Source organism: Leucobacter sp. CX169, from assembly GCF_017161405.1.
GTDB lineage: Bacteria > Actinomycetota > Actinomycetes > Actinomycetales > Microbacteriaceae > Cx-87.
The window spans coordinates 2,734,114-2,746,510 of sequence record NZ_CP071051.1 but is presented as its reverse complement, the minus strand read 5'-3'; the positions used below and the strand labels follow the sequence as shown (position 1 = coordinate 2,746,510).

General features: G+C 63.1%; 11 protein-coding genes. 6 read left to right on the top strand and 5 right to left on the bottom strand.

Going from position 1 to position 12,397, the window contains the following annotated elements; all coding sequences use genetic code 11:
• Positions 1 to 30 precede the first annotated feature (30 nt).
• The gene (locus JW030_RS12545; protein ID WP_188045242.1) at positions 31 to 1,395 is read left to right on the top strand and encodes a glycosyltransferase; all 1,365 of its coding nucleotides are present in this window, start codon (positions 31 to 33) and stop codon (positions 1,393 to 1,395) included.
• A 16-nt stretch (positions 1,396 to 1,411) separates the two neighbouring features.
• Here the strand turns inward: JW030_RS12545 and JW030_RS12540 are convergent, their stop codons facing one another.
• The 5 genes from JW030_RS12540 to JW030_RS12520 form a co-directional block, all read right to left on the bottom strand.
• The gene (locus JW030_RS12540; RefSeq protein ID WP_188045243.1) at positions 1,412 to 2,062 is read right to left on the bottom strand and encodes a DUF4166 domain-containing protein; all 651 of its coding nucleotides are present in this window, start codon (positions 2,060 to 2,062) and stop codon (positions 1,412 to 1,414) included.
• Positions 2,063 to 2,671, bottom strand: a complete 609-nt coding sequence (locus tag JW030_RS12535) for a hypothetical protein (protein WP_188045244.1) — start codon at positions 2,669 to 2,671, stop codon at positions 2,063 to 2,065.
• 330 nt (positions 2,672 to 3,001) lie between these two features.
• Complete coding sequence (locus tag JW030_RS12530; RefSeq protein WP_188045245.1) at positions 3,002 to 4,174, bottom strand: Fic family protein; 1,173 nt, start codon at positions 4,172 to 4,174, stop codon at positions 3,002 to 3,004.
• Between the two features lie 521 nt (positions 4,175 to 4,695).
• Positions 4,696 to 5,130: a hypothetical protein gene (locus tag JW030_RS12525; RefSeq protein WP_206348574.1), complete on the bottom strand. Its 435-nt coding sequence runs from the start codon at positions 5,128 to 5,130 to the stop codon at positions 4,696 to 4,698.
• 539 nt (positions 5,131 to 5,669) lie between these two features.
• Positions 5,670 to 6,140 carry a helix-turn-helix domain-containing protein gene (locus JW030_RS12520; protein WP_188046798.1) on the bottom strand — a complete coding sequence of 157 codons (471 nt, stop codon included), beginning with the start codon at positions 6,138 to 6,140 and terminating at the stop codon, positions 5,670 to 5,672.
• An 85-nt stretch (positions 6,141 to 6,225) separates the two neighbouring features.
• Between JW030_RS12520 and JW030_RS12515 the strand changes: the two genes are divergently transcribed.
• From JW030_RS12515 to JW030_RS12495, 5 genes are all read left to right on the top strand, one after another.
• Positions 6,226 to 6,627 (top strand): nuclear transport factor 2 family protein, encoded by a 402-nt coding sequence (locus JW030_RS12515; RefSeq protein ID WP_188046797.1) that lies wholly within the window; start codon positions 6,226 to 6,228, stop codon positions 6,625 to 6,627.
• A gap of 86 nt (positions 6,628 to 6,713) precedes the next feature.
• Complete coding sequence (locus JW030_RS12510) at positions 6,714 to 9,218, top strand: excinuclease ABC subunit UvrA (RefSeq protein WP_188046796.1); 2,505 nt, start codon at positions 6,714 to 6,716, stop codon at positions 9,216 to 9,218.
• 367 nt (positions 9,219 to 9,585) lie between these two features.
• The gene (locus JW030_RS12505) at positions 9,586 to 10,188 is read left to right on the top strand and encodes a recombinase family protein (RefSeq protein WP_101590133.1); all 603 of its coding nucleotides are present in this window, start codon (positions 9,586 to 9,588) and stop codon (positions 10,186 to 10,188) included.
• Position 10,189: 1 nt separating this feature from the next.
• On the top strand, positions 10,190 to 11,572 hold the full coding sequence (locus JW030_RS12500; RefSeq protein ID WP_188046795.1) for a Mu transposase C-terminal domain-containing protein: 1,383 nt from the start codon (positions 10,190 to 10,192) through the stop codon (positions 11,570 to 11,572).
• Positions 11,572 to 12,381, top strand: a complete 810-nt coding sequence (locus tag JW030_RS12495) for an AAA family ATPase (RefSeq protein WP_188046799.1) — start codon at positions 11,572 to 11,574, stop codon at positions 12,379 to 12,381. The genes JW030_RS12500 and JW030_RS12495 overlap by 1 nt, the downstream gene beginning before the upstream one ends.
• The last annotated feature ends 16 nt before the right edge of the window (positions 12,382 to 12,397 follow it).

The following is a 12,397-nucleotide window of genomic DNA, read 5'->3' as shown; positions in this document are numbered from 1 at the left end:
AGGCTAGCCACCGTCCAGTATTCTTGTCCAGTGACCAACGACGATCCTTCCACGACTCCCGGAGCTATTCTCGCCGGGCAGGAGTTCTTCGACGCGAATTGGTACCGCGCCACCTACCCCGATACCGCGGGGACCGACCCTTGGCAGCATTTCGTGGACTTCGGAGATGGCGAGCGGCGCTCACCAGGCCCCGGATTTGACGCCAATTTCTACGCGAGTACGTACTTGCCGCTCGAAGCGGGTGGCGCGCTTCGGCACTACCTCGAAGAGGGCCGCGAGGCCGGATTTTTGCCTCTACCTCGGGAGTATTCGGCGAGCGAAAGCCGAGACGCGATGCGGCAGGCTCTTGCCGGCCTGAGTAACCCGGTCGTGCTCATTGGGAATGACGCGCAGCAGGCCGGGGCACCGCTACTGCTATTGGAAATCGCTCGACATCTGCGCGCGCGTGGGTACTCGCCCGTCATCTTGCTGCTTCGCGCGGGACCTCTTCTCCCGGCGTACACAGCCGTAGGCCCCACGTTGATTCTTGCCGAGGGGTACGACATTGCTGGCCTCGGGCACGCACTGGCGCCCGAGACATTTGTTGTGGGAAACACCGCGCTGAGCGCTCCGGTGCGCGTGGCGCTGGGCTCCGATCTGCCGGGCGGCATTCTTGTCCATGAGATGCCGGAGTTCTTGATGCGTGAGGGGTTGATCGAGGACGTGGGACGGTCGCCTCTCGTCGTGGCGTCGTTTCCGAACATCGCCAGTGGACTCATTGGTCGGCTTCCCCGGTCACGCGTAGTTTCGATCCAGCCGGGGCTGCTGCACGTATCCGTCGGGCCACAAAGCACTGCGCGAGTGCGCGACCGAATCAGTGCCTCCCTGGGGTCGTCCCACCCGATCTTTCTTGGAGCCGGGTACGCCGACAGCCGGAAGGGGTTCGACCGGTTTGTCGCTGCGGCACAGGCCATCCGTGCGCGGGAGCCGGCGGCCGGGTTCATCTGGCTGGGCGAGCTCAGCGCGTGGGCGCGCGGCATTGCCGACAGCGCGATCGCGGATGGGCTGCCGTTGATGCTCCCCGGGTTCCGTGCCGATGCAGCGGCCTGGTACGACAACGCCGACGTCTATCTGCTCACCTCCCGGCAGGATCCCGGCCCGACCACCGCGGTCGATGCCGCCCGTCGCGGAATGCCGTTCGTTGCTGCTCCGGGTGATCTGGGCTTGCAGAGTCTTCGATCGGTGTTCGAAGAGGTCGGAACGTTCTGCGAAACGGACGACGAGCTGGCCGGGCGAGCGCTTGAGGTCGCTCAGGGTGAGACGGATGCTGCTCGCGATCGTCGAGCATCGGTCATTGAACAGTACGCGAGCTTCCCGCGGTACGTTGACGACCTGTTGGAGGCGCTGCACCCATAGAAGTAATTCTGGGCGGCTACGAACGTCCGTCGACGTAGCGGTACTGAAACCAGCCGCGGTACTGCATCACGACGCCCACGATCGGGTTCTTGATGACGACGTCGATCGTCCGCCGATGACGCTTCGAGTCGTACCCGTCCTCCACGTGTGCGCTGACCCCGAGGAGCCGAGGCAGCCGCATCCGCGTGCCGCCTACGCGTACATGGGTGCTTCGCGAAGAAATCACCAGGTTGCCCTGCGGCGATGCCACGCAGGTCAAGACGAGGCAGAGCCGCCTCGATGCGCCGAGGTAGTTGATGAGTGTGCCGGGGGAGTCACCCGCCTCGAGCACGTCGCGAAACTGCTGCGGACCATCCGAGAAGTGGAACGTGCGCAGCGCCTCGAGCCGCATCCGCCCGTCGGCGCCCACGGCCGGAGTGTTGACGATCGTGAACGGCACGTTTCGGTCGATCCGGGTCATGAGCAGGTCTCGCCCCACGAACGGGCGAAAAAGCGCCATCAGGCGCCCAAACCGCGCCCCGGCGATCTCGAAGACCCCCTCGCCGACTCCATGAGCGCCCGTGGACTGGGGCGTCGCGGCCGGCCCCGCGACGTACTCGTATACCTCTGGCCGCAGGCGCGCGGCGTCCGGCCCGAGCGCCTCGAGGAACACGGACTTGCGCGGCACCTACTGGCTCGCTTGAAACGTCGGGGACGGATCCGTGGCTTCTAAATCGGCAGGCAGACAGTCGCTGTCGATGTCGACCACGATGTGGGGGTAATCGACGCCGATGTCGCCCTCGTAATAGAAAATCGTCTGCATGTCGTAGACTCCGAAGTTCTCGTGCCAGGCGGAGATGCCCAATGCGTTCACGCCGACCGAATCGGTGGTGAAATCGAACTCTTCGATATCTGACCAACCACGGGACTCGAGCCACGCACTGAGCCCATCGATCTCGGCTGCGGCTGTCTCCGCGTCTGCAGGGGACTGAGCCAGTTCCGAGGAGAACCAGGACCCATAGAAGGCGTAGGTGTCGGGGGCGTCGCAGGGGCTCAGGATATTTCCGCCGAGTGGCGGCTCCCAGTCGTCGTCTTGGATGAATGCGAGCAGCGCCTCAGCCTCGTCGGCGACTGCCCGATTGTGAATCTCGGCCGGCTGCACCGAGTTGTTCCTTCCCGTGGCCTCCTCGGCGAACTTCGCCGCCATGGCGGTCAGCGAGCAGGCGCTCAGTGACGACATGAGGGCGACTGCGGTTGCCGCGACAAGCGCTCGCCGCAGGAGAGGTCGAGTTCGCATACTCAGAGCCTACCCAGCGGGACGGCGCCCGAATGGGCCCCAAAACGCAAACAGCCTCTCAGTGGGAAACCCAGGTGAGGGGCTGTTTCGCTACTGCGGAGGAGAGGGGATTTCAACTTGCGGGAACGAATAATCGTCAATATTTGGAGAATTGCTCGACAACAGGGCAGGGATTGTTGAGAGGGCCCTCTCTTGGCATACGTGTACTCGGGAACTCGGCATCGCCTGGGCGGATCCTGCTGCCTTTGGCTCATGCGTATCTGGCGCCAGCACGAACGTGGACACGTCGCGTTCAATTCCAGGTTGATTCTGGCACCAAGGGCGGAAGCGCTATCTCGCTAATATTCGTGCTACCCCATCAGCAAAGTAGAGTCGGCCGTAATTTGACGCAGTGATCTCGCGAATTGCACCAAGGCTTTCGAGTTTTTGCACGAGGGATCGAGCCGTGCCATACGCGATCCCCCGGGCTTCGCTGAACTCTGGGATTGTGATGACGGGCTGGCCGAGAAGTACTTCTGCCACCTCCGTGGTAATCCCGCGGATACCTTTCTCGGCCGCCTGTGCAACGAGACCATCTCTGTATGCGAACAGCGCGTCGATTTGTTGCAATGCGTGGCGTGAGCGGTCCCTGACCGCTTCTGCGAACATGGCTACCCATGGATCAAAGTCGCCTGTCAGAGACACGTTCTTGAGCGCGTCGATGTATGAATCTTTTCGCGGTTCGAACCACGCAGACAAGTTGAGAATCGGGTACTCGACCTCGCCCTCTAGGAGAAGTTGTAGGGAGATAATGAGCCGGCCCAGTCGACCGTTGCCGTCACTAAACGGGTGGAGTGTCTCAAACTGGTAGTGAGTTAAGGCCAACTTCACGAGAAGAGGGTGGTCATCGTCGGCGTTTACCCAGCGCTCCCAGTCGGAGAACCCTGTCTCGAGCAGGTCGCCCGGGGGAGAAGGCACGAATCGAGCTTCTTCTACGGGCCTTCCCTTTTCTCCAATAAAGACCTGACGTTGTCGGAGAGATCCAGCGTCGTAGGTGTCACCGCGTGTGCCGCTGACCAGTGTTTTCTGGATTTGCTCCAGCATCCTGCGACAGATGGGAAGCGATTTCGCGAGCTCCAAGCCCTGGATTGCAGCTTCCACATAGTTCATGACTTCCCGGACGTCATTCGATTGGCGAGGTGGGTCAATGTGGTCTGCCGCAAGGATCTCGTCGAGATGCGCATAGGTCCCCTCCAATGCGGATGTCGCCTGCGCTTCTCGCTTCAGGGCGGGTCTGACGAGAAGGCTTGGATTGGGGAGGAACTTGATTCGTGCGTTCAGTGAGCCAAGTGCACGGTCGGCTTCACCCATCAACTTCACCGTTGATTGACGCATGTCAATGCGCGCGGGAAGGGGCGTTGGCACGAATGCGTAGTGGTCGTATGTCTGCCCAAGCTCATTGTCCCAACCGCTGATTGGTTCGAGCGAACCAACTGGGGAAGATTTGAAATTTGCGACATCCATTTTTCAAATATAGCCGGTATTTGAAATGTGGACAGGGGTGGTTTGAAATTCCACCTGCGTAATTTGCAAGTTTCGTCTGAAACTGAATTTCTAGGGCGATGGGAAGCTGGAGAAAAACCAAAACAGCCCCTCACCGGGAAACCCAGGTGAGGGGCTGTTTCGTTACTGCGGAGGATAGGGGATTTGAACTTTTGATAGTGCTGCCGCTTGGGAGTGCGCGGTAGCTCACGAAACCGCATGAAATCAACGATCTCGACATCTTGATGTGCCTAGGAATACGCCGTTCAGCAGCAATCTGCACCAGTGGTGCCCCATCGTTTGCCCCATGAAGGATCTCGAGGCAAGGGCGCCTGCGCCCGCGGCAGCCGCTCTGCTCGCCGCCCCGCATATGAAGCTCCGAAGGCGGCGAAGCTGGCATGTCTCGTGTGCAGCCAGCTCGGTGCCGCCTTCAACCTGATTGAGGGAAGCTGCACCATCTGGGGTCTGCTGTACGGCTAGGTGACAGGTTGAGCTGACCCGCTCTAGTTGTAAATTTCGATGAGGCTCGGGTCAGTTAATTCGATCTGAGCTACACCTTCGTACAGCGTGATCTGACCGGAGGTACACAGGGTCGCGCTTCCGGCAATCGACTCGAGGCTACCGATATCCCACACCACGATCTGGAAGCGTTTTGGGTCAGGGTAATCACGGCCGAGGTTGAGGAAGACGTCGTCATATGAGTTTCCGCTGCCTGCGAGAGGACCGCACACGCGCTGTGTCGTCCAGGCGTGGTCCACGGCCTGGTTCCATGGGATCCCACCTCCCGGCTGCGTTTCCGGCGCTGGGGCGGATAGGAGTGGATCTGAAGCTGAAGGCAAGGGCTCGGCCTGATGCACCCAGTCCCCGTTCTCGTCCACTACGCAACCGAACTCAGCGGCTTTCTGCTGGGCGAGACCGGCAGGTGCGGCGACAAGCATCGCGCACGCTTTGTCGGGGTCGACGGGGGTTGAGTCTTCGGTTAAGAGTTCAGTCTCATTGAGCTCGTCGTAGGAGTATGAACTCGAGCTGCAGGAGGTCAGTAGAGGTATCGAAGATAGGGCCGCGGCAGCTGCGAGCAGTGCGAATGGCGCGCGAGGCAATCTGGGCATGGCCACATGCTAGGGCATCGCCGACTGGTCGGCTATTTTCGGTAGGCATACTCCAGACCCAAGCCGAGTGAAGCTGATGCTGTGCTCGCGACTCTCCTGTGGACTTGATCGCTATATGGCGGCATTCTGTGATCGCTCCTTGGCGCCGAACTCTCCGAGATGCTTTGACCCGGAGAGCCGACTGCGTCGGAACAATCGATTCTGGACGAGGGAGCGCAGGCAGCGCTTAGCACGCGATATAGCCGTTGCACCGGCTCGCATTATCAGTTGGGTCGTCGTCGACGCCCTCCGGTTCGACGGGGAAGTGCTCCTCGCGGAATTGTTGGATCTGCTCCGCAGCGATCCGGTGCGCAGCGTCGTCGTCGGCATCAGGAGCCGATAGACGTCGGATCGTCTGATCCTCGCGGGGTCGTGGCTGCGGCGGACTTCGATGACACGCTCACAGCGTGCGATGAAGCTCGAGTTCGGTCGGGGCTGTCATATCCGTCGTAAGTCGACCGAGCCAGCTCGACTTCTTCGATATGCGACTGCGCCCATTGCCCCAGCGCTGCCAGTGGCTCCCGAAGAGTGAGCCCGAGTGGGGTGAGCGCATAGTCGACCCGTGGGGGCATCTGATCGAAAGCTGTCCGGGACACGATGCCGTCGCGCTGAAGTTCACGGAGAGTGTCGGCGAGAACCTTTCCACTGATACCGCCGACGGCTTCGCGAATCTCTCCGAACCGGAGCGGCCCGTCGCTGAGCGAGATGACGATCATCGCCGTCCACTTGTTCGCGATGCGCGCCAACGATGTGCGCGACGGACACGTAGCCAGCATGACATTCCACTCTGGTTGCGACATGACCACCACCTCCCTTTAGTTACGTTGAGGTAACCGGTTACCGGATGTAATCATGAATATACCAACCCCTGACAGGAGAAATGCAATGAGCGAGAGCACCCCTACTGCTGTGGCTAATGCCTACTTTGATGCACTCGGCACCGGCGACGTACCAACGGCGATGAGCCTGCTGAGCCCCGAGGTCGTCTGGCACCAGCCGGGAGCCAACCAGTTCTCCGGAGATCACGCCGGCCTGGATGGCGTCGGCGCCCTGCTCGGCGGCATGATGGAGGCCAGCGCCGGCACCTTCCAGCTCTCGGTCTCTGGGCCCGCCATGGTCAACGGCGAGCTGGTTGCCGTTCCGGTTCGCTTCGTCGGCAAGCGCAGCGACGCCTCGATGGACATGGGCGGGGTCGACCTGCTCACCGTTCGTGACGGGAAGATCGTCGCGGTTCACCTGTTCTCCGAGGACGGTGCCGCCGAGGACGCATTCTGGGGACAGGCCTGACCAACAGATTCGAGCGGTGGGTTCGGGCGCGCGGTGCCTGAACCCACCGATTCACTGACACACTGACGGCACCAGGAGACGCACACATGACCAGCAGCCAGCCAACGTCGATCACAGTGCGCGGCGCTCGAGTCCACAATCTCAAGAACATCGATGTCGATGTTCCGATCGGCCGCCTCGTCGCAATCGCCGGTGTGTCCGGTTCGGGCAAGTCATCGCTTGCGCTCGGCGTTCTGTACGCGGAGGGGTCACGACGCTACATCGAAGCGCTATCGACGTACACGCGTCGACGGATGTCGCATGCCACCCGCGCGACGGTGGACTCCGTCCAGCATGTACCCGCTGCCCTGGCGCTGCGGCAACGGCTCGGCGTGCCGAGCGTTCGGTCCACGTTCGGGACATCGACCGAGTTGCTGAATGTGCTGCGTGTGATGTTCTCCCGCCTGGGTTCTCACCTGTGTCCGAACGGGCATCGCCTTGCTCCGACTATCGACGTCGCCGCCAACAAGGACCTGGTCTGCCCCGTGTGCGGCGCCATCTTCTACCCGCCCGGCGCCGAATCGCTCGCCTTCAACTCGGACGGCGCCTGCCCTGTCTGCACGGGAACGGGCACGGTGCGCGACATCGACGATGACACCCTTGTCCCCGATCCCTCGAAGACGATCGACGGTGGAGCGGTGGCTCCGTGGGGCATGTTCGGGCTTTCCGTGATGCCACAGGTCGCCGCCGAGCTCGGTGTGCGCATCGACGTGCCCTACAGCGAGTTGACCGAGAAGGAACGGCTCATCGTCATGGATGGCCCCGCCGTGAAGCGGGAGATCCGAGTTCCGTCGAAAACGGGAAAGCTTTTCGACCTGAACTTCACCTACCGCAACGCCAGGCAGGCCGTGCGCGAGGCCATCGACAATGCGACCAGCGAAGCGGGACTCGTCCGCGTCAACCGGTTCATCACCACACACACCTGCCCGTCGTGCCACGGCACCCGACTGTCAAACCAGGCGCTCGGAAGCGAGGTCGACGGCATCAACCTCGCTCACGCGACACAGAAGGACCTTGACGAGGTTCTCTCCTGGGTATTGACCATCCCGAGCACAGTCGACTCCGACCTGCAGCCGATGGCGTCACTCATCGCCGACCAGTTCGCCGCGATGGGCCGGCGCCTGGTGCAATTGGGCCTCGGGTACCTCACCCTCGACCGCGCCAGTTCAACACTATCCACCGGGGAACGTCAGCGGGTACAACTCTCCCGGGCCGTGCGCAACGAAACCACCGGGGTCCTCTACGTCCTCGATGAACCGTCGATCGGCCTGCATCCGGCGAACATCGACGGCCTCATCGGAGTAATGCGCGACCTCCTCGACGACGGAAACTCTGTCGTCCTGGTCGACCACGATGTCCAGGTGCTGCGTGAAGCGGACTGGATGATCGAGATCGGACCAGGCTCCGGTGCAACGGGAGGAACGGTCCTCGCACAGGGAACCATTCCACAGATCAGTGCCGATCCCGCCTCCCTGATCGGCGACTACCTCGCCGGACGCGCGGACATCATCATGAGGAACCGCGCCAGCGAGTCGGAGGTGTTCGCCGAGGGAACGGTGCGACTCGAAACATCTGCAGTGCACACCGTCCACGCCCTCGACGTCCGCATCCCGAAGGGGCGGCTCACCGCAGTGACCGGCATGTCGGGGTCGGGCAAGACCACGCTGGTACTCGACAGCCTCGTCCCCGCCATCGCCGCAGCCCACGGCGGCGATCCGATGCCCTCGCACGTCCGCAGCCTGGACGCTGCCGGCCTGGAAACCGCCAACGTTGTCGATGCCACCCCGATCGGCACCAATGTGCGCTCCACCGTGGCAACCTACAGCGGCGTCCTTGACGAACTTCGTCGCGCTTTCGCAGACACCCCGGCCGCGCGTGGGAACGGCCTGGCACCTGCCGACTTCTCCTACAACACCGGCTCGCTCAGGTGCCCGCGATGCGAAGGCACCGGGCAGATCATGCTCGATGTCCAATTCCTCCCGGATGTCGGCATCCCCTGCCCAGACTGCAACGGCACCCGCTACCGACCCGACGCCGACGCCATCCGAATCTCCACCGCGCAGGGCGACCGGAGCCTGCCCGCGTTCCTCTCCACCCCCGTCGCGGACGCTGCCGACATGCTTGCCGACCGCCCCCGCGTGAAGAAGAAGCTCCAAACTCTCGTCACGCTCGGTCTCGGCTACTTGACCCTCGGCGAAGACACTCCGGCGCTGTCCGGCGGCGAGGCGCAGCGGCTCAAACTCGCAACCGAACTCGGCCGAAAGCACGCCGGGACCCTTTTCATCCTCGACGAGCCCTCCGTCGGCCTGCACCCGCTGGATATCCGAGTGCTCCTTGGCGTTCTCGACCAGCTCCTGAAAACCGGTGCGACCGTGATCATCATCGAGCACGACCTCGACATGATCGCCAACGCCGACTACGTGATCGACCTGGGCCCGGGCGGCGGTACGTCCGGCGGCCGCATCGTCGCCACCGGCCGCCCGGACGAGATCGCGGAGAACCCCGAGAGCGTCACAGGACGCTACCTCGCCTCAGTACTTCGCCGGGAGTGAATGACACGCCAATCACCTGCCACGCAACGCGTGAGCACGAGCGCCAACGCCCGGCGTCGGGGGCTCGTGAATAGCGGTGATCAGCGACGCAGCACACACGACGTTCGGCCAATGGAGGTACGTGCCCGTGCAAGCGGCTTTGAGCACTCGTGCAGACCGGCGCGAGAACCAACGACTCACGCTAACCCATCGAATCGGTTGGGTAGCGCGCCTCAGAAAAGTACAGCTTTATGAGACGTCAGAAGAGTGGTCCGATCGATGTGCTCTTCCTGCGCGGGAAGGCCCTCGCGTGTGTCTCGTGAAGTCGTCTTATCGGAGACTGCCTCAGGACCGTGCCTTCTATGGGTTTGTGAGTCATGCTTGAGGTATGAGGCTTCTGGGATACACACGTGTGAGCACCGCCGGTCAGGACGCACAGTTGCAAGTGGATGCGCTGGTCGGTGCCGGAGTGCAGAAGCGGGACGTGTTCTCCGATGTGACCTCGGGCAGCAGGACCGCAGCGGAGCGTCCCGGCATGAAGCGCCTCCTCGACTACGCCCAGGACGGTGACACCGTGGTGGTCTGGCGGATCGACCGGCTCGGTCGGTCCCTGATCGATGTCCTCAACACCGTCAACCTGCTGCGCGAGCGAGGGGTGAAGATCCGGTCGATCTCGGACAGCATCGATCCGGAGACCTCGTCGGGCAGGATGATGCTCGGGATGCTCGCCACCCTGGCCGAGTACGAGCGCGAGCTGATCACCGAAAGAGTCAATGCCGGTATCGCCGCGGCGAAGCAGAACGGCACCCGTTTCGGTCGACCTCCGGTCGACCCGGACGTGATCGCGGAGAAACTCGTGATCGCCGAAGACGCTCGTGCGAAAGGACGGACCGCCGAAGCCGCCGCCCGCTTGGTCGGCTGGTCCCGCGCGACGCTCTATCGCCACCAGCAGGCCGCCCGCGTTCGCGACGCGGTGTCCGAACAGGTGTGAGATGGACGGGCTGGACCGGTGGAGGATCCTTCGACTGCACGTCGAGGACGACATCCCGCTGACAGCCCTGGCCAGGGAGACCGGCACCGCCCTGCGCACCCTGGAACGCTGGCACCACCTCTACAAGTCCGGTGGTATCGCCGCCCTCGAACCACAGCGTCGGACAGACGCCGGCACCCGGCGTACACCGACCGAACTCGTCGCATTCGTCGAGCGCCTCGCGCTGACCCGCCCCCGTCCGAGCATCGCCGCGCTGCACCGGCTCACGGTCGCCGAAGCTGAACGCTTGGACCATCCAGCCCCGAGTTACGCGACAGTGCGCAACATCGTCGGCGCGCTGGATCCAGCGCTGGTGACACTCGCGCTGGACGGGCCGACTGCCTACCGCGATCGCCACGAACTCGTGTTCCGTCACCGCGCCGAGCGACCGAACGCGACCTGGCAGGCCGACCACACCGAACTCGACATCCTCATCACCGGCGCGAACAGCACACCGGAGCGGCCCTGGTTGACCACCGTGATCGACGACTACTCCCGCGCGATCTGCGGGTACATGGTCTTCACCGGCGCTCCCTCGGCGATGAACACGGCACTGGCGCTGCGGCAGGCGATCTGGCGCAAGGAAGAGCCCGCGTGGGCGATGTGCGGCATCCCCGATGTCCTCCACATCGACCACGGCAGCGACTTCACCAGCCACCATCTCGAATACGCCGCCGCCGCCCTGAAGATCCGGATGATCTTCTCCACCATCGGCCGCCCGCAGGGCCGGGGGAAGATCGAACGCTTCTTCGGCACACTGAACACCGAGCTCCTCTCCACCCTGCCCGGCTACCTCGCAGCCGGGACGAAGCCGAAACCATCGCTGGATCTTGCTGCTCTTGATCAGGCGATCGGCGGGTTCATCACGGTATACAACGAGCGAACCCATCGAGAGATCGGGACGAGCCCGAAAACGGCCTGGATCGCAGACGGGTGGCTGCCGCGCATGCCCGAGACTCTCGACGAACTCGACGGACTGCTGCTGACGGTGCCCAAACATCGCACGGTCCAGCGCGACGGCATCCACTTCCAAGGCCAGCGCTACCTCTCACCGACCCTGGCGCCGTTCGTCGGCCGACCGGTCACGATCCGCTACGACCCGCGCGATGTCTCCGAGATCCGCGTCTACGACCACGACACCTTCGTCTGCGTCGCCATCGACGAGGCACACCCGAACCAGCGGCTGAGCCTGCGCGAGATCGAGACCGCACGCCGGGCCCGCCGCCGGCAACTGCGCAAGGACCTCAACGACCGCATCCCCCGCATCGCCGACCGCGAGAAACCCCGCACCACCGCACCTGCCATCCGGCGGTCGAAGCTGCGCACCTACGAAGAGGATGAATGATGACCAAGGACTTCATCGTCACCAAGGAACACCGCCGCTTCATCGAATTCGCCACCGCCGTGCGCAAAGAACACACGATCGGCATCTGTCACGGCGACGCCGGAGTCGGCAAGACCCTATCGGCCCGCCGCTACGCCCACTGGGACACTCTGGAGCCCTTCATTACCGAATGGGGTCCCCGCACCGACGACGACGCAAAACACTACGCCGCCGCCAATCGCACCCGCACCGTGTTCTACACCCCGGAGGTCCTGCCTCGGCACAGACAACTCATGCGCGAGATCGAGCACTTCCAAATCAGGCTCGGGAGCTGCGTCGACGAACACCAGCGCAGTATCGGCAAAGTCGCCGGCGCCCACGTTGGCGACATCACCAGGTGGGTCGAGCTGCTGATCATCGACGAGGCCGAGCGCCTGACCCCGACCGCGCTCGAACTGCTCCGCGATCACCACGACCGCCACCAGTTGGCGATCATCCTGATCGGCATGCCCGGCATTGACCAGCGCTTCCGTCACTACCCCCAGCTGTACTCCCGACTCGGGTTCTCACACCGCTACCGGGCACTGGGCCGCGAAGAACTGCTGTTCGTCCTCGACCGACACTGGAAACGCCTCGGGCGCACCCTCGACCCCGATGACTTCACCGACGCACAAGCCATCGCCGCGATCGAGCGCATCACGCGCGGCAACTTCCGGCTTCTCGAACGCCTCTTCCCTCAAATCACACGGGTGCTCAAAATCAACCAACTCGAGACCATCACCGACGACGTCATCGAAGCGGCCGCCAGCATCCTCGTCATCGGCAACTAACGCCGCCAAGCGATCA